Source organism: Pseudomonas rhizoryzae, assembly GCF_005250615.1.
Lineage (GTDB): Bacteria > Pseudomonadota > Gammaproteobacteria > Pseudomonadales > Pseudomonadaceae > Chryseomonas > Chryseomonas rhizoryzae.
On record NZ_SULM01000004.1, the window covers coordinates 351377 to 368960 of the forward strand.

15 protein-coding genes are annotated in these 17584 nt (G+C 67.6%); 6 read left to right on the forward strand and 9 right to left on the reverse strand.

All coding sequences use genetic code 11. From position 1 onward, the window contains the following. Nucleotides 1-28 precede the first annotated feature (28 nt). The gene (acnA, locus tag FAZ11_RS08275; RefSeq protein WP_058779990.1) at nt 29-2728 is read right to left on the reverse strand and encodes an aconitate hydratase AcnA; all 2700 of its coding nucleotides are present in this window, start codon (nt 2726-2728) and stop codon (nt 29-31) included. Nucleotides 2729-2918: 190 nt separating this feature from the next. Here acnA and rlmM point away from each other — a divergent pair, with 190 nt between their 5' ends. Further along, entirely contained in the window at nt 2919-3980 is a 1062-nt protein-coding gene (rlmM, locus tag FAZ11_RS08280) for a 23S rRNA (cytidine(2498)-2'-O)-methyltransferase RlmM (protein ID WP_058779991.1), read from the forward strand. 56 nt (nt 3981-4036) lie between these two features. Beyond that, nucleotides 4037-4276, forward strand: coding sequence for a sulfurtransferase TusA (tusA, locus tag FAZ11_RS08285; RefSeq protein WP_027597771.1), 240 nt, complete (start codon nt 4037-4039; stop codon nt 4274-4276). Nucleotides 4277-4481: 205 nt separating this feature from the next. Here the strand turns inward: tusA and FAZ11_RS08290 are convergent, their stop codons facing one another. The 3 genes from FAZ11_RS08290 to FAZ11_RS08300 form a co-directional block, all read right to left on the reverse strand. Then, nucleotides 4482-5132 carry an SGNH/GDSL hydrolase family protein gene (locus tag FAZ11_RS08290; protein WP_058779992.1) on the reverse strand — a complete coding sequence of 217 codons (651 nt, stop codon included), beginning with the start codon at nt 5130-5132 and terminating at the stop codon, nt 4482-4484. Nucleotides 5133-5218: 86 nt separating this feature from the next. Further along, nucleotides 5219-7378, reverse strand: a complete 2160-nt coding sequence (locus tag FAZ11_RS08295; RefSeq protein WP_058779993.1) for a mechanosensitive ion channel domain-containing protein — start codon at nt 7376-7378, stop codon at nt 5219-5221. A 91-nt stretch (nt 7379-7469) separates the two neighbouring features. Continuing rightward, entirely contained in the window at nt 7470-8831 is a 1362-nt protein-coding gene (locus FAZ11_RS08300) for an MATE family efflux transporter (protein WP_058779994.1), read from the reverse strand. 129 nt (nt 8832-8960) lie between these two features. Between FAZ11_RS08300 and pdxB the strand changes: the two genes are divergently transcribed. Then, nucleotides 8961-10106: a 4-phosphoerythronate dehydrogenase PdxB gene (gene pdxB, locus FAZ11_RS08305; protein WP_058782466.1), complete on the forward strand. Its 1146-nt coding sequence runs from the start codon at nt 8961-8963 to the stop codon at nt 10104-10106. Nucleotides 10107-10228: 122 nt separating this feature from the next. Here pdxB and ppnP read toward each other — a convergent pair whose 3' ends face one another. Both ppnP and FAZ11_RS08315 read right to left on the reverse strand, forming a co-directional pair. Then, complete coding sequence (ppnP, locus tag FAZ11_RS08310) at nt 10229-10510, reverse strand: pyrimidine/purine nucleoside phosphorylase (RefSeq protein ID WP_058762899.1); 282 nt, start codon at nt 10508-10510, stop codon at nt 10229-10231. Nucleotides 10511-10582: 72 nt separating this feature from the next. After that, nucleotides 10583-11134 (reverse strand): 3'-5' exonuclease, encoded by a 552-nt coding sequence (locus tag FAZ11_RS08315; RefSeq protein WP_058768356.1) that lies wholly within the window; start codon nt 11132-11134, stop codon nt 10583-10585. A 184-nt stretch (nt 11135-11318) separates the two neighbouring features. On the opposite strand from FAZ11_RS08315, the gene FAZ11_RS08320 reads away from it, so the two are divergent. Together FAZ11_RS08320 and FAZ11_RS08325 are read left to right on the forward strand one after the other, a co-directional pair. Further along, nucleotides 11319-11573: a YkgJ family cysteine cluster protein gene (locus FAZ11_RS08320; RefSeq protein WP_058771820.1), complete on the forward strand. Its 255-nt coding sequence runs from the start codon at nt 11319-11321 to the stop codon at nt 11571-11573. A gap of 47 nt (nt 11574-11620) precedes the next feature. Continuing rightward, on the forward strand, nt 11621-12220 hold the full coding sequence (locus FAZ11_RS08325) for an START domain-containing protein (protein WP_058762902.1): 600 nt from the start codon (nt 11621-11623) through the stop codon (nt 12218-12220). A 174-nt stretch (nt 12221-12394) separates the two neighbouring features. On the opposite strand, the gene msrQ is transcribed toward FAZ11_RS08325, so the two are convergent. Together msrQ and msrP are read right to left on the reverse strand one after the other, a co-directional pair. Next, on the reverse strand, nt 12395-13006 hold the full coding sequence (gene msrQ / locus FAZ11_RS08330) for a protein-methionine-sulfoxide reductase heme-binding subunit MsrQ (protein ID WP_058768357.1): 612 nt from the start codon (nt 13004-13006) through the stop codon (nt 12395-12397). Beyond that, on the reverse strand, nt 13006-14016 hold the full coding sequence (gene msrP, locus FAZ11_RS08335) for a protein-methionine-sulfoxide reductase catalytic subunit MsrP (protein ID WP_058768358.1): 1011 nt from the start codon (nt 14014-14016) through the stop codon (nt 13006-13008). The genes msrQ and msrP overlap by 1 nt, the downstream gene beginning before the upstream one ends. A 218-nt stretch (nt 14017-14234) precedes the next feature. Here msrP and FAZ11_RS08340 point away from each other — a divergent pair, with 218 nt between their 5' ends. Then, nucleotides 14235-15932 carry a dihydroxyacetone kinase family protein gene (locus tag FAZ11_RS08340; protein ID WP_137279556.1) on the forward strand — a complete coding sequence of 566 codons (1698 nt, stop codon included), beginning with the start codon at nt 14235-14237 and terminating at the stop codon, nt 15930-15932. On the opposite strand, the gene FAZ11_RS08345 is transcribed toward FAZ11_RS08340, so the two are convergent. Then, nucleotides 15929-17506, reverse strand: a complete 1578-nt coding sequence (locus FAZ11_RS08345; protein WP_137279555.1) for a glycoside hydrolase family 65 protein — start codon at nt 17504-17506, stop codon at nt 15929-15931. The genes FAZ11_RS08340 and FAZ11_RS08345 overlap by 4 nt on opposite strands. Nucleotides 17507-17584: the final 78 nt, after the last annotated feature.

A 17584-nucleotide genomic window follows, 5' to 3' on the forward strand; every position in this document is an offset into this window, starting at 1 on the left:
CTGGCTACCGGGCGTTTGTCGAGCCTGCTTAGGCAGCCGGCTTGGCCAGGAACTCCCGCAGCACGTAGTGCAGGATGCCGCCGGCCTTGAAGTAGCTCACTTCATTGACCGTATCGATGCGGCAGAGCACCTCGACGCTTTCCAGGCTGCCGTCCTCGCGGGTGATCTCCAGGGTTAGGGGCATACGTGGGCGCAGCTCCACGCCATCGATGCCCAGCACGGCGATCTTCTCCTTGCCGGTAAGCCCCAGGGACTTGCGATCCACGCCGTCCTTGAACTGCAGCGGCAGCACGCCCATACCCACCAGGTTGGATCTGTGGATACGCTCGAAGCTCTCGGCCACCACGGCTTTCACGCCGAGCAGGTTGGTGCCCTTGGCAGCCCAGTCGCGGGAGGAGCCGGTGCCGTATTCCTTGCCGGCGATGATCACCAGCGGGGTGTTCTCCAGCTCGTACTTCATGGCCGCGTCATAGATCGACAGCTTCTCGCCGCTGGGGACATGGATCGTATTGCCACCTTCTTCGCCACCGAGCATCTCGTTCTTGATGCGGATGTTGGCGAAGGTGCCCCTCATCATCACCTCGTGGTTGCCGCGGCGCGAACCGTAGGAGTTGAAATCGGCATAGGCCACGCCATGCTCGGCCAGATAGCGGCCGGCGGGGCTGTCCTTCTTGATGTTGCCGGCGGGGGAGATGTGGTCGGTGGTCACCGAGTCGCCCAGCAGCGCCAGGATGCGCGCGTCGTGGATGTCGGCGATGCGCGGCGGATCGCCGGCGATGCCTTCGAAGAACGGCGGATTTTGGATATAGGTGGAGTCGGCGTCCCAGACATAGGTCTCGGCGTCCGGCACCTGGATGGCCTGCCACTTCTCGTCGCCGTCGAACACGGCGCCGTATTGCTTGTGGAACATGGCGGTGTCGAGCTTCTGTACGGCGTCGGCCACCTCCTGCTGGCTGGGCCAGACGTCCCTCAGATAGACCGGCTGGCCGTCGTTGCCGGTGCCCAGCGGCTCCTGGGTCAGGTCGACCTTCACGCTGCCGGCCAGGGCATAGGCCACCACCAGCGGCGGCGAGGCCAGCCAGTTGGTCTTGACCAGCGGATGCACGCGACCCTCGAAGTTGCGGTTGCCGGAGAGCACTGAGGCCACGGTGAGGTCGGCGTCCTGGATGGCCTTCTCGATGGGGTCGAGCAGTGGGCCGGAGTTACCGATGCAGGTGGTGCAGCCGTAGCCCACCAGGTCGAAGCCGAGGTCGTTGAGATAGGGGGTGAGGCCAGCCGCGTTGTAGTAGTCGGTCACCACCTTGGAGCCGGGCGCGAGGGACGACTTGACCCAGGGCTTGCGCATCAGTCCTTTCTCGGCGGCCTTCTTCGCCAGGAGGCCGGCGGCCATCATGACGCTGGGGTTGGAGGTGTTGGTGCAGGAGGTGATGGCGGCGATGACCACGGCGCCGTCCTCCAGCTGGAAGGTCTGGCCATCGAGCTGGACTTCGACGCCACTGCCCGCCTTGGGAGCTTCGGCCTTCTTCGGCGCCAGGGCGGTGAAGTCGCCAAAGGCCTTGGCCACCTCGCCTAGCAGCACGCGGTCCTGGGGCCGCTTGGGACCGGCCAGGCTGGACTGGACTTCGCCCATGTCCAGTTCCAGGACATCGGTGAACACCGGCTCGTCACCGGGGTTGCGCCACAGGCCCTGGGCTTGGGTGTAGGCCTCCACCAGTTGCACGGTCTCCTCGGGGCGACCGGACAGGCGCAGGTAGTCCAGGGTGATCTGGTCCACCGGGAAGAAGCCGCAGGTGGCGCCGTATTCCGGGGCCATGTTGCCGATGGTGGCGCGGTCGGCCAGGGGCAGGGTGGCCAGGCCGTCGCCGAAGAATTCGACGAACTTGCCCACCACCCCCTTCTTGCGCAGCATCTGGGTCACGGTCAGCACCAGGTCGGTGGCGGTGATGCCCTCGCGCAGCTTGCCGGTGAGCTTGAAGCCCACCACCTCGGGAATCAGCATGGACACCGGCTGGCCGAGCATGGCCGCCTCAGCCTCGATGCCGCCCACGCCCCAGCCCAGTACGCCCAGGCCGTTGATCATGGTGGTGTGGGAGTCGGTGCCCACCAGGGTGTCGGGGAAGGCGTAGGTCTTGCCGTCTTCTTCCTTGGTCCAGACACTGCGACCCAGGTATTCCAGGTTGACCTGGTGACAGATGCCGGTGCCCGGCGGTACCACGCGGAAGTTGTCGAAGGCGTTCTGGCCCCAGCGCAGGAAGGCGTAGCGTTCGCCGTTGCGCTCCATCTCGATCTCGACGTTCTCGTGGTAGGCGTTCTCGCTGGCGTAGCGGTCCACCATCACCGAGTGGTCGATCACCAGATCGACAGGGGAGAGCGGATTGATCCGTTGCGGATCGCCACCGGCCTTGGCCACGGCTTCGCGCATGGCGGCCAGGTCGACCACCGCCGGTACCCCGGTGAAGTCCTGCATCAGCACCCGCGCCGGGCGGTATTGGATCTCGCGATCGGCGGAGCGGGTCTTGGTCCAGTCGGCCAGGGCCTGGAGGTCCTCGCCGGTCACGGTCTCGTTGTCTTCCCAGCGCAGCAGATTTTCCAGCAGCACCTTGAGCGACTTGGGCAACTGGTCGAGATTGCCGAGGGTCTTGGCCGCGTCGGGCAGGCTGTAATAGTGGTAGGTACGGTCGCCTACTTGCAGGGTCTTGAGGCTGTTGAGGCTGTCCAGGGCTGGCATCAGGGGTCTCCTTGATCGACGGTTGCCCGCTGGCCGTTCGAGCCTCGAAAGGTGAAGGAGACCCGTGCCAGCGCTGGGCGTACTGATTTTTCTAGGTGTAGTACTGGACCGGTAAGCGCCGTCTACGTTCCCTGTCTGGCGCGCTGGGGTATAGTGCGCGCCCTGCGTGACCGCTCGAGGAAGCCCCGTCGTGAATACCCTGTTGCTGCTGTGCCGTACCGGTTTCGAAGGCGAGGTCTGCGCCGAGCTCGGTGAGCGGGCGGCGCTGCTCGGCGTGCCCGGCTATGCCCGCGGCAAGCCCGGCGAGGCCTATGCCGAATTCGTCTGCGGCGATGCGGCAGGTGCTGCCCGGTTGATGCAGAACCTGAGATTCGCTGAGCTAATCTTTCCGCGCCAGTGGTCGCGCGGCGCCTTTCTCGACCTGCCCGAGCAGGATCGCATCGGTCCGCTGCTGGAGTGCTTGGCCTACTACCCGGTTTGCGGCAGCCTGGCCCTGGAAATGCCGGACACCAATGACGGCAAGGCCCTCTCCACCTTTTGCAAGAAATTCGAACGACCCCTGACCCTCGCCCTGCGCAAGGCCGGTCGCCTGGTGGACGACCCCCGGGCGCCGCGCCTGCAACTGACCTTCCTCAGCGGTCGCCAGGTCTTCGCCGGCCTGGTCGAGCCGGGCAACGCCGCCCTTTGGCCCATGGGCATCCCACGGCTGAAGTTTCCCCGCGAGGCGCCCAGTCGCTCGACGCTCAAGCTGGAAGAGGCCTGGCACCAGTTCATCCCGCGCGCCGAGTGGGAGACTCGCCTGGCGCCGGAGATGCGTGCCGTGGACCTGGGCGCCGCGCCCGGTGGCTGGACCTGGCAGTTGGTGGCCCGCGAGATGCTGGTGACGGCGGTGGACAACGGCCCCATGAACGAGGCGCTGATGGACACCGGCCTGGTGGAGCATCTGCAGGTCGACGGCTACGCCTTCGCGCCCAAGCGGCCGGTGGACTGGATGGTCTGCGACATCGTCGAGAAGCCCGCACGCACCGCCGCGCTGATCGAACGCTGGATCGGCGAGGGCCATTGCCGCGAGGCGGTGGTCAATCTCAAGCTGCCGATGAAGCAGCGCTATCGCGAAGTGGCCGGTATCCTCGAACGCCTGCACGACCACTTCGAAGGTCGCGGCCAGCGTGTGACCATCGGCTGCAAGCAGCTCTACCACGACCGCGAGGAAGTGACCTGTCATCTACGCCGGCTGGACAAGAAACCCTAGGTCGCTGCCAAGTTCTGAATGCAGATCGCCGCAACCGTTTTACTCTTGGAGACCCCATGACCCTCGAAGCCGATGCCACCCTCGACGCCAGCGGGCTGAACTGCCCGGAGCCGGTGATGATGCTGCACAACAAGGTGCGCGACATCGCCCCCGGCGCCTTGCTCAAGGTCATCGCCACCGATCCCTCCACCCAGCGCGACATCCCCAAATTCTGCGTCTTCCTCGGCCACGAGCTGGTGGAGAAGAGCGAGGGGGAGGGGCGTTATCTGTATTGGATTCGCAAGAAGGTGGAGTGAGCGTCCGTCGCTGTAGGTTGGGTTGAGACGGCTTCATCGTCGAAGCCCAACGGTGCAATGCCGGGCTAGGTCTGTTGGGCTTCGCTGCGCTCAACCCAACCTACGTTGTGCGCATTCCGTAGCGTGGAAAACCGCGCAGCGTTTTCCACTGTATGCCCCGAACCCGTGGACAGGGCTGCGCCGTTGTCCACCCTACGCTCCACGATCAGGCAACACCCAGGCCTCTGACCACGCCCACCAGATGCTCGCCCAACAGCCGATGCTGGTCCGCCTCGAAATGCACGCCGTCCACCGGGCTCACGCGGATGACAGCGCCAGCGTCGACAAAGGTCGCGCCCTGGGCTTCGGCCACCTGGCGATAGCGCTCGGTCAATTGGCGTGACTTGGCGGCGCCGCCGACGAAGATCTCGCCGAGAAAGCCCACTTCCTCGATGGGCACGGGCGCCATCACGATGAGCTTGGGCTGCCCACCGTCCGGGCCGGCGTTGCAGCGCCTGATTTCTTCCAGCAGCACCGGCAGGGCGCTGGCGATATCCGCTGGCGTCAGCGAAAGGCGGGCCTTCAGATCGTTGGTGCCCAGCATCAGGATGAGCGCATCCACCGGTAGCTGGCTTTCCAGGCAAGGCCGCAGATAGCTCAGGCCGTTCTTGTGATGGCCGTCGATGGGATCGTCGTGCACCGTAGTGCGGGCCGGCAGGCCTTCCTCGATCACCCGCCAGCCGTCGCCCAGGCCGCGGGCCAGCACGCCGGTCCAGCGCTCATCCCAGCCGAAGCGTTCGAGTACGTCCGGCTGGGTCAGGGGGCGAGTACCGTGGGTGTTGGAATCGCCATAGCAGAGCAGGGTACGCAGCGGCATGTCGGGACCTCGTAGGGGGAAGGTGATCTCTACCCTAGAAGCTTTTCCGCCCTGCCGCGAGGACCGGCAGTCGCGCTGGCGACGCCCTAACCCTCGCTCGGCGCTTCCCCTCGCGGCATCTGGTCCGGCCGCGGGCCACCCGCCTCGTAGCGCACGTTCATGCGCGGCGAGGCCAGTTCGATGCCGGCGTCGTCCAGGTGCCGCTTGAGCCTGAGGTTGAAGGCCCGCGAGACCTCCCACTGTTTGATCGGCGCGGTCTTGAAGCGGAATCTCAGGATCGCCATGCCCGACTCGAAGCTCTCCACCCCCTGGAGTTCCAGCGGTGACCAGATGTCCCGGCCCATCAGCGGGTCCTGGCGCAGTGAACGCCCCACCTCCTGCACCAGCTCGATGGCCTGGTCCACCGACAGCGCCTGGGGGATCGGCAGGCGGAAGATGGCGTAGCCGAACTGCCGCGAGTAGTTCTGGATGCTCTTGATCTCGCTGAAGGGGATGGTGTGGACGATGCCGTCGATGTCCCGCAGCCGCACGGTACGGATGGTCAGGCCTTCGACGGTGCCCAGGTGGTTGCCCACATCGACGTAGTCGCCGATGGCCAGCGAGTCCTCGATGATGATGAACAGCCCGGTGATGAGGTCGGCCACCAGGCTCTGGGCACCGAAACCCACCGCCAGGCCGATGACGCCGGCACCGGCCAGCAGCGGGGTGACGTTCACGCCCATGTTGGCCAGGGCGACGATCAGGGCGATGACGAAGATGGTCAGGAACAACACGTTGCGGATCAGCGGCAACATGGTCTGGGCGCGGGCGTTGTTCGGGCTGACGCGATGCAGGTTGAGGCCGCGGTGGATGGCGGTATCGGCGAGGATCCACACCAGCCAGGCCAGCAGCAGGGTGCCGCCCAGGCCGAAGAACTTGCTGGCGATCTCGTGGCCGTCACCCTGGCTGAATCTCAGCAGCGAAACGTCCCAGGCGCGCAACGACAGCTCGATGGCGACCAGCCAGATGACGATCCCCAGGACCACCGCGAAGAAGGCGCGCAGGCGCTCGGCATAGGCTTCCTGCAGGCGACTACTGTGGCGCTGCCGCAGCAGCCGCGCCCGTACCAGGGCATTGAGCCCCAAGGCGGCGCCCATCAGCACGGCACAGAGCAGGGCCCGGCGCAGGGCGTCGCTGGTGTCGCCGGCGGAGACGAAGGTCGCCACCAGGGAGACCGCCACCAGGATCAGCACCGGCAGGTGCCAGAGCCGGGCGACCAGCTGGCGTACGCCCTGTAGCCCGCGCAGGGCCTGGCGTTTGGCCAGTGGCTGGTTGCGGATCAGGTGGGCGACGGGCCGGCGGAATCTCAGCACGAATTGGGCGGTGAGCAGCGCGGCGCAGATGTTGGCGGCGATGGCGATGATCGCCGCCAGGTGCGGACCCAGCTTCTCGGCCAGGTGTGGATCGCTGGTGGCACCGCCGAGCGCGGCCAGGCTGCCGATGATCCACAGCGGGCGGAAGGCGCGGCGGCGCAGGATCAATAGGGCGCGATTTCGGTGGGCACCGCTGGGTAGCGAGCAGATCACCACCACGGTGGCGGCGAACAGCGGGCCGGTCACCGCCGCATAGGCCAGGGTGACGGCGACGGTCTTGCCCAGGGAGTCCGGCAGCCACAGCGAGACCACCAGGGTGATGACGAAGGCCAGCAGCCAGGGCGCCAGCTTGCGCAGGGCGAAGCGCACCAGGTCCAGGGTCCGCGGCCGCAGGGGGAGTTCCTCGGACAGCCCAAAACTCACCCGCAGCCGATGACTGAGGTGCTTCAGGCCCAGGGCGCAGCCGGCCCAGAAGGCCAGGGTGATGACGAAACCGGAGAGCAGGTTGAGGCGCTGATCGGGCGCGGGCACCAGGGCCGCCAGTTCGTCGCCGGCCTGCTCCAACTGGGATTGCCAACGTTCGCGCAGGTTGTCGTGCTGCAACTGCTGCTCGACCGCCGTCAGGGTATCGGTGATCAGGCCGATCACCCCCTGGGAGGCACTCGGTTCGGCCTTGGCCTGGGCGGCCTGCAGCTGCTTGAGTTCCTTCAGCAGGCGATTGCGTTGCTGGTCGCTTTCCAGGGTCTTGATGACCTGATCCAGGGACTGGCCGAATTGGGGATCGACCTGGTCCTTCTGGGTACTCGTCAGGCTTGGCAGGCTGGGCAGGGCCGCTTGAACCGGGCCGCTGAGCAGGAAGCAGAGGCAGAATAGCTGTAGCAGGCGAAAGATCATCGCAGCCGCACTCTCGCGAAATGAGGGAAGCACCGTCGGTGGCGGCGCCAGGCGCCGTCCGACGAGGCGGGCATTGTAGTAAGGGGGCGCGCTAGGCGCTACGGATGCGCCGCCGCGCGCTGCGCACCAGGCGCACCGACAGCAGCAGGGCGGCACAGGTCAGGCCCAGCACCAGGCCTTGCCAGAGTCCGGCCGGTCCGCGCGGCGCGCCGAACCAATCGCTGAGCCCCAGTGCCCAGCCCACCGGCAGGCCCACGCCCCAGTAGGCCAGCAGGGTGATGACCATGGTCGCCCGGGTGTCCTGGTAGCCGCGCAGGGCGCCAGCGGCGGTGACCTGGATGGCGTCGGAAAACTGGAAGATACCGGCGAACACCAGCAGCGACGCGGCCAGCTGGATCACCGCCAGGTCCTGGGAATAGAGCCCGGCGATGAAGGTGCGCGTGGTCAGCATCAGGGTGCAGGAAACGCAGGCACAGAGCAGCCCGGCGGCCATGCCGACGCCAGCGGCGAAGCGCGCCTCCCGCGGCTCGCCACGGCCCAGGGCCTGGCCGACCCGTACCGTCACCGCCATGCCCAGCGCCAGGGGCACCATGAACACCAGCCCGGAGAAGTTGAGCGCCACCTGGTGCCCGGCCACCACGGTCGGGCCCAGCTCGCCGATCAACAGCGCCACCACGGAAAAGATGCTCGACTCGGCGAACACCGCGATGCCGATGGGCACACCGATGGCGAGCAGGGCGCGCAGCGTCGGGCCGTGCGGCCGCTCGAAGCGGGCGAAGATCGCGCAGGGGCGATAGCGCTCGGTGCGGATGATCGCCAGCATGGCCAGCAGCATCGCCCACATCACCGTGCCGGAGGCGAAGCCGCAGCCGGCGCCGCCCAAGGCCGGCAGGCCCAGGTGGCCGTAAATGAAGATCCAGTTCAGCGGCACGTTCAGCGCCAGGCCGGCGAGCCCTACCAGCATGGCCGGGCGGGTGCGCCCCAGGCCGTCGCTGAAGCAGCGCAGCACATAGTAGAAGGCGGTGGCGGGCAGGCCCAGGGCGATGCCCTTGAGATAGAGCAGGGTCGGGCCGATCAGTTGCGCATCGACGTGCATGACCACCAGCAGCGGTCGGGCATTGAGCAGCAGCAGGCTGGCGACGAGGCCGCACCCCAGGGCCAGCCACAGTGCCTGGCGTACCAGCGGGCCGATCTCGTCGCTGCGGCCGCCACCGTGACGCTCGGCAACCTTGGGCGTGGTCGCCAGCAGGATGCCGGTCATCAGCAGGAACACCGGAATCCATACCGAGTTGCCTAGGGCGACGGCGGCGAGATCCAGCGGTCCGACGCGCCCGGCCATCACGGCGTCGACGAAGCCCATGGCCGAATGGGAGAGTTGGGCGATGACGATGGGCGCGGCCAGGGAGAGCAGGGCGCCGAATTCACGTCTGATGCGGGGCAGGGAGGAGGTCACTTGATCGTTCGGTCAGCTTCGGGGCGAATAGTCTAGTCTTCATGGCGAGCCTGGCAAGCGTCGTGGCTCCCGTTGTCTGGCGTGAGCAGCCTGCTAAAGTGCCGTCCCCGATCCTACGAGTGCCCAGGCATGCACATTCTTGCCGACGAAAACATTCCGCTGCTGGACGCCTTCTTCGGTCCCCATGCGACCCTCGAACGCCTACCGGGTCGCGCCTTCGACCGCGCGGCGGTGAGCCGCGCCGATGCCTTGCTGGTGCGCTCCATCACCCGTGTCGACGAGGCGCTGCTGGCGGATGCGCGGGTCGGCTTCGTCGGCACCTGCACCATAGGCACCGATCATCTCGACCTCGGCCATTTCGCCCGGGCCGGCATCCGCTGGAGCAATGCGCCCGGCTGTAATGCCCGTGGCGTGGTGGACTGGGTACTCGGGGCCCTGCTGGCGCTGGCCGACGGTGCGGGTGCGGACCTCGCTCAGCGCACCTATGGCATCGTCGGCGCCGGCCAGGTCGGCGGTCGGCTGGCTGCGGTGCTGCAGGGGCTGGGTTGGCGGGTACTGGTCTGTGATCCGCCGCGCCAGGCCACGGAACAGGGCGACTTCCATACGCTCGATGAGTTGATCGAGCGCTGCGATGTGCTCTGTCTGCATACCCCGCTGATCCGCGAGGGCGAGCACCGTACCCTGCAGCTGTTCGACGCGGCGCGGCTGGCCCGGCTGCGCCCGGGCACCTGGCTGCTCAATGCCTGTCGCGGCGAGGTGATCGACAATAGCGCCCTGCGTACCCATCTCGCCGGCGGCGCCGAGCTGGCGGTGGCGCTGGATGTCTGGGAAGGCGAGCCGGCTATCGATGCCGAGCTGGCGCGACTGTGCCAGGTGGCGACGCCGCACATTGCTGGGCACAGCCTGGAAGGCAAATGGCGCGGCACGGCGCAGATCTACGAGGCCTTCTGTGCCTGGGCCGGCATTACCCCGCGGCTGACGCTGGCCGAGCTGTTGCCAGCGCAGCAACTGGAGCGGCTGGTGTTCGGTCGGGAAACGCCGGAAGCCCTGGCCTTCAAGCGCGCCTGTCGCGCGGTCTACGATCCACGCGACGATGACGCGGCGCTACGCGCGACCCTCGCTTTGCCGCCCCTGGCGCGGGCCCAGGCGTTCGACGCCCTGCGCAAGGGCTATCCCATGCGTCGGGAGATTCCGGGGCTGGTGCTCGAAGGGGCGGGCATGGCTCGGCTGGCGAGTGCCCTGGGGTGCGCTTGGCGACATGGCGACGGCTCTTGAAGGGCTGCGTCGCTTAGGACCGGAGGCTAGGTGAAGCGTTCAGGTCGGCTGGCCGACTCCCGCCAGGCGGCCAGCAGGCCGAACGGCGGGACGAGGATGGAGCCAGGCGGCTCCACCCGGACTCAGTGGTATTCGCAGAGGTAGGCGGTGTCTTCGGCTACCTGGAGTTGGAACTTGCTGTTGGCGGGCACGGTGAACTGGCTGCCCGCGGCGAAGGTTTCCCAGCTCTCGCTGCCGGGCAGTTTGACGGTCAGGGCGCCGGCCACCACGTGCATGACCTCCAATTGGCTGGTGCCGAATTCGTATTCGCCCGGTGCCATCACGCCCAGGGTGGCGGGCTTGGACTTGAGATTGAAGGCGATGGATTTGACGGTGCCGTCGAAATATTCGTTGACCTTGAACATGCGGATTTCCTTGTGCGAGAGCGGTTAGAACCGTCCGCGAGTATGCCCAAGGCCGTCCCCGGCTGTCACCGGTCAGCGGGCGAAAGCCGGCAGACTGGTCGGCAGCAGCTTGGCGGTATTGCGCGCATCGGTCTCGGCGCGGTGCAGCACGCCGGTGAAGGCCAGGCCCGCCGATTCCAGGGCAGCGGTGAGGCCCAGGGGGCGTGCCAGGCCGCGCGCCTTGGCGAAGGCTTGCTTGAGATTGCGGTGCGGGACGCGGGCCAGGTGGGTGTGCAGATCGTGCTCGCGCCAGGCGCGTTCGAGCAGGCGGCGGTCGAAGTCGCCCCAGCTGCACCAGCCGGCCAGGGTCGTCTCGTAGGCGCTCAACCAGGCTTCGAAGGCGGGCCAGGTTGCCTCCAGTGGCTCGGCAGCGTCGACATCGGCCTGGCTGATGTGGGTCAGGTCACGACAGAAGGGGGTCAGCAAGGGCAGGCGCAGCGGCTGGACGAACGTCTGGTAGCGATCCAGCTCCTGACCTTCGCCATCGACCATCACCGCGCCGATCTCGATGATCTCCATCAGTTCTATGGGCCAGCCGCCGTCGTCGGTGGTCGCCTCCAGGTCCAGCACCAGCCAATGCTTCATCGTCGCGCCCTCGGGCCAGCCGCCTCGATCTCGGAGATAAGACGGTGGAAAAGCGGTGGGGTTGCGTGGAGCCTTGCGAATGAATGTTACATTCATGACTCGATAGCAGCATCTGGTCACGATTCGCTTGTTGTGCCCCGGCGTTGCTCTTAAGCTTCAAGCGTCTTCCTCGCGAGTTTCACCCATGGAGTGCCGTCCGGGTTGTGGCGCCTGCTGTATCGCGCCGTCGATCTCCTCACCGCTGCCGCGCATGCCCCAGGGCAAGCCATCCGGCGTGCGCTGCGCCCACCTGGACAGCACCAACCGCTGCGATCTGTTCGGCTCGCCGCTGCGGCCCGCCGTGTGCGGTGGCTTCCAGGCCGAGCCGGCCTTCTGCGGCAGCAGCAGCGCCGAAGCCATGGCCATCCTGCTGCGGCTCGAGGGTGAAACCGCCGCCTGATACTTTCTACCCAAGGCTCCGACAACCACAACAACAAGGGACGTCCCATGCACAAGCCGCTTCGCTCCATCCTCGCCCTGACCCTGCTCGCAGCCACTGGCCTGGCCCAGGCCGATGACTGGCAACTCGCCAAGCAGGAAGATGGCATCCAGGTCTATACCCGCGCCGTGCCCGGTTCCAAGTACAAAGCCTACAAGGGCGTCGTCCAGATCAAGGCCGATCCGGCCGCCATAGCCAAATTGCAGGACGATCCGGTGGGCTCCTGCAAGTGGATCTACCGTTGCCAGTCGCTACAGGTGCTCAAGCGTGAGGGCAACCAGGCCTGGACCTACATGCGCATCGACATGCCCTGGCCGGTCACCGCCCGGGACGTGGTGCTCCACGTGACCGAGCAAAAGACCCCCGATGGCGGGTTCACCCGCATCCTGGAAGGCGTGCCGGACTACCGCCCTCCGGTCGATGGCTACGTGCGGGTGGCGAGCTTCCAGGGGCAGTGGCGCGTGGTGCCGAAGAACGGTGGCTCGGAAGTGACCTACGAGGCCCAGAGCGAGCCGGGTGGCAGCGTGCCGTCCTGGCTGGCCAACAGCTTCGTGGTGGATGCTCCGCTCAACACCCTGAAGGGCCTGCGCCAGGCCGCGCAACGCTGATCGAGGGGTATGGCTCCGGCGGTCGAACCCGCTGGAGCCTGAACGTTCGAGCAATACCACCCCTTTAGTTGACGGCGCCCCCGGTATGGCACACGCTCGCCACTGCCGTTGATTAATACCACCCCTATATGTAGGCGGTGGAAGGGTTGTCCTCCCTGCCTCGCCCGCCCGTGATCAACGGGTGGGGGCGGTCGCCGGCTGGCGGCGGCGCCGACGGCGCCAGCCGTCCACCAGGCGGAAGGTCAACAAGGCTGCGCCTATGACGGCATAGATCGTCCATTCCTCGATGTTCGAGCGCACGATCCAGAGGTAGTGCAGCAGTCCCAGGCCGAGCACCAGGTAGGCGAGCCGATGCAGCGCCTTCCAGCGTTTGCCCAGCTTGCGCATGGCCAGGCGATTCGAGGTCACGGCAAGGGCCAGCAGGATCAGCAGCGCGGCGAAACCGACGATGATGTAGGGCCGGCGCTGTAATTCCGTGCCCAATTGCGAGAGGTCGAAGCCCAGCACGAAGGTCAGGTAGCCGAGAAAGTGCAGCAGGGCGTAGGTGAAGGTCCAGAGGCCCAGCTGGCGGCGAATCACCGGCCAGAGCTTCCAGCGGGTCAGGCGCGACAGCGGCGTCAGGCTCAGCGTCAGCAGCAGCAACACCAGGGCGCCGGTGCCGAGGTTGTCCAGCAGCACCTTGCCCGGATCGGGGCCGAGCGCGAAGGTCCAGGCCTGGTACAGCCACCACAGCGGCGGGCAGAGCGCGGCGACGAATACGGCAAGGCGCCAGAGCAGCAACCCCATCAGTAGTTTCTCCGCAGATCCATGCCGGTATAGAGCGAGGCCACTTCCTCGCCATAGCCGTTGAACATCAGCGTCGGCCGGATATTCGGGCTGAACAGCCCGCTGGGCAGGCGGCGTTCGCGGGCCTGGCTCCAGCGCGGATGGTCCACTTCCGGATTGACGTTGGCATAGAAGCCGTATTCGTTGGGCGCCATGCTCTGCCAGGTGGTACGCGGCTGCTCTGCCACCAGGCTGATGCGGACGATGGACTTGATGCCCTTGAAGCCGTATTTCCAGGGCACGATCAGTCGTAGCGGGGCGCCGTTCTGGTTGGGCAGCACCCGGCCATACATGCCCACCGTCATCAGCGTCAGCGGATGCATGGCTTCATCCAAGCGCAGGCCTTCCACATAGGGCCAGTCCAGCAGGGCGAAGCTGGAGTTCATGCCGGGCATGTGCTTGGGGTCCTTGAGCGTTTCGAAGCGCACGTAGCGGGCCTTGCCGGTCGGTTCGACGCGCTTGAGCAGGCTGGCCAGCGGAAAGCCCAGCCAGGGGATGACCATCGACCAGGCCTCCACGCACCTCATGCGGTAGATGCGTTCTTCCAGGGTATCGGGGCCGAACAGGTCTTCCAGGCCGTAGGTGCCGGGCTTGCCCACCTCGCCGTCGACCACCACGCTCCAGGGCTGGGTCGGCAATTGACCGGCATGGGCGGCGGGGTCGCTCTTGTCCGGGCCGAATTCATAGTAGTTGTTGTAGTGGGTAGCGTCCTTGAAGGGGGTGATGGCCTCGTCCTTGACGGTCGCCGCCTGCCAGCGGGTGTCGGGCAGCTTGCGCTGGAACCAGTCCGGACCCTTCGCCGGGTCGACGTCGGCGTAGCTGGAGGGGTCCGCCAGGGCCCAGCGGGGCAGGGCGGCGCCCGCCACCAGGGCCGCACCGGCGCCGAGCAACTGGCGGCGGGACAGGTAGACGGCTTCGGGAGTGATCTCCGACGCACGACAGGCGGAGCGCGGAACGATCTTGATCGGCATGACGAACCTCGACGGGGAGCGCTCGAAAGAGAGCGGCTGGCAATCAGCATGAGACATCCCGGTCGTGAAAAACTTCCCAGCCCAGACGATAGCCTGCCGCCCCGGTCCGGCGGAAGGCCGCTGCGCTACAGTTTGCCTTTGGTTCAGGTAGGGCAGTGACCGGGCAGGGTCGAGACCCCGTGCCATACTCCAGCCACCCTCACCCTTGGGAGTGCCAAATGAAGAAGTTGATCAATAGCCCCACCGCAGTGGTTCGCGAATTGCTCGAAGGACTCGTGAGTCTCGATCCCAACCTGGCCTTGCTGGCTGACGAACAGGTCGTGCTACGCCAGCCGCTGGCGGATCGCCAGGCACGTCCCGTGGCAGTGATCTCCGGTGGCGGCAGCGGTCATGAACCGGCCCATGCCGGCTACGTGGGTGAGGGGATGCTGACCGCGGCCGTGGCCGGTGACGTCTTCACCTCGCCCAGCGTGGATGCGGTGCTGGCGGCCATCCGCGCGGCGGCGGGTCCGGCCGGCGCGCTGCTGGTGGTGAAGAACTACACCGGCGACCGCCTTAACTTCGGCCTCGCCGCCGAACTGGCTCGTAGCGAGGGCATCCCCGTCGAGACGGTGCTGGTGGCGGACGACGCCGCCCTGCGCCATACCGTGGCGCCGGAGAAGCGTCGGGGCATCGCCGGCACCGTGCTGATCCACAAGCTCGCCGGCGCGGCGGCCGCGGCCGGACGGCCGCTGGCCGAGGTGGCCAGCCTGGCCCGCGCGGCGGCTGCGGAATTGCGCAGCATGAGCGTTGCCCTGGGCGCCTGCACGGTACCGGCGGTGGGGCACCCGGGCTTCGAGCTGGCCGACGATGAGGTGGAATGGGGCCTGGGCATCCACGGCGAGCAGGGCGTCGAACGCGGCCCCTGGCTGGGCGCCGATGCCACCGTGGCGCGGCTGCTGGATACCCTGGTCGAAGACGGTGGCTATCCCGCCGGGACGCGCCTGGCGTTGCTGGTCAATGGGTTGGGCGCGACGCCGCCGCTGGAGCTCGCCCTGGTGGCGCGGGCCGCCCTGCTCGACCTGCGTCGGCGCGGCTTCGAGGTGGCGCGGGCCTGGACCGGCACCTTCCTCAGTGCGCTGGACATGCCGGGCTGTTCGCTGTCGCTGCTGCCGGTGGACGAGGCGCGCCTGGCCCTGCTGGATGCGCCAACGCAAGCCCGCGCCTGGGCCGGCGACGGTCGGGTGCCGTCGGCGCCCCAGCGAGTGTCCGCGCCCCCGGCTGCGGCCGCGGTTGTCGCCAGCACAGCCGGTCCCCTGGCCGAGCGCCTGCGCGCGGCGGCGGACGCCGTGATCGCCACCTTGCTCACCAACGAAGCCCGCCTCACCGAACTGGACAGCCGCGCCGGCGACGGCGACCTCGGCACCAGCCTCGCCCGCGGTGCCGAAGCCATGCGCGCGCTACCGGCCAGTGCCTGGTACAGCCCTGCCAGTGCGCTGGCCGCCACGGGGCAGGCGCTGCGCCGGGCCATCGGCGGCAGTTCCGGACCCTTCTATGCCTGCGCCCTGGTTCGCGCGGCCCAGGTGCTGGACGGCGTGGAGCGACCGACGTTGGCCCAGTGGGCCCAGGCCTTCGAGCAGGCGGTGCAGGCCCTGGCCGAATTGGGTGGTGCCCAGCCAGGGCAACGCACCATGCTCGATGCCTTGCGACCGGCGGCGGACGAGCTGCTGGCGGCTGCGCAAGCCGGAGCGAGTCCCGCGGAGGCCTTCAAGGCGGCGCTCGCCAAGGCCCGGGCCGGCGCCGATGCCACCGCCGAGATGGTGCCGGGCCAGGGGCGCGCCAGCTACCTGGGCTCGCGCACCCTGGGCATTCCCGATGGCGGCGCCGTGGCGGTGGTGTGCTGGTTGGAGGCGCTGGAGCCAGTGGTCGCGTCTTAATCCCGCTGCCAGGACCAGACCGCAGTACCCCTTAGCTCGACAGTGCCCGCGCCGGTCAGCAGCTTGACCGGCGCAGCCGCGGGGTCCGCCAGGCGTAAGCTCAGGCGCGGTGGTTCCCAACCGACCTGGAGCAGGCGACCTCGGTAGAGCAGTTGCAGGCGGGTAGCCGGCAAGGCCGCAGGCGGCGCCGGCTGCACCTGCAAGCCGTCGGGCGTCGGCCAGAGTCCCAGGTAGTGACGCTGCAGCACGTCCAAGGTCCCGGCCATGGCCGCCAGGTGGATGCCTTCCCGAGCGCCGCTGTCCGCGGCGGCGCCCAGGTCGGTATCCAGGCTGTCGCTGAAGAAGGTCCAGGAGGCTTGGCTATCGTAGGCGGCCAGGGCGCCGGCGCAGACGGCCTTCGACAGACTGGATTCATGACTCAGGCGGGCCAGGTGATAGTCCAGTGTCTTGCGTTCGCCAGCGTCGTCCCATCGATAGCCCAGGCGGCCGAGCAGGCGTTGCAGTTCCGCCTGCGGCAGCAGATGCAGGGCCATCAGGGTATCGGCCTGCTTGCTGAGCTGGTAGCGGTTGCAACTGTCGCCACGCGCTTCCAGCCACCAGTCCAGGCGCGGTCCCTCGTGGTCTGCCAGCCATTCCGGCGGTGCCGGCAGCAGGTCGCCGAAGCCGCTGAATTGATCGAGCACGCCGTCTTCCCGGAACGGCAGGTGGAGGGCGGCGGAGATGGCCGCCCAGTCTGCCGGTTCCCCTGGCTCCAGACCCAGCCGCTCGCACAGCGCCCGGTTCTGGGCTGCGGGTAACAGATCGAGCACCCGACCGGCGCACTCCAGGGTCCAGGCGGCCAGCAGGTTGGTGTAGGCGTTGTCGTCCAGCCCCGGCGCGGCGGCGTCCGGATAGGCGTCGTGGTATTCGTCCGGGCCGACGACGCCGCGGATGCGATAGCGCTGCAGGCGGTCGTCGAAGCTGGCCTGGCTGGCGCAGCAGCGAGCCACCTCCAGGATCAGCTCGCCACCCACGCCGCCGAGAAAGTCCAGATCGCCGGTGGCCAGATAGAACTGCCAGGCGTTGTGGGCCACCGCCAGGCCCAGGTGATACTGCAGAAACGTCTGGTCCCGCACCCAGTGGCCGGACAGCGGAAAGTACTGGTAGGGCGGGGTTTCTTCCGCGCCGTCCACCCCGCTGCGCCAGGGAAACAGCGCGCCACGCCAGCCCCGGCGGCGTGCCCGTTCGCGGGCCTGGTCCAGGCGGCGGTGGCGGTAGTCCAGCAGGCCGCGGGCCGCCTGGGGAAAGTGGCTGGCGAGCCAGGGCAGGGCGAAGATCTCGTCCCAGAAGATCTGGCCGAAGTAGCCCTCCTGCCAGCCTCGCGGTGGCAGCCCCTGGTCGCGGCTCCCCTGGTGATCCACGGTCTGCAGTAGGTGGAAGGCAGCGAAATTCAGCTTGCGCTGCAAGCTGGGCGCGGTTTCCAGTTGCAGCCCCGACCAGCGTTCGGCCCAGACGGCAGCGTGGCCGCGCTCCAGCTCGTCGAAGTGGGTTTCCGCCCCGGCAGCGAGCTGGTCCAGGGCGGCCTCGCAGGTCATGGCTTCTTCCTCGACCGCTACCACAATACGTTTTTCCAGGATCAGGCGCTGTCCGGACGCCAAGACGATGCGGCTGTC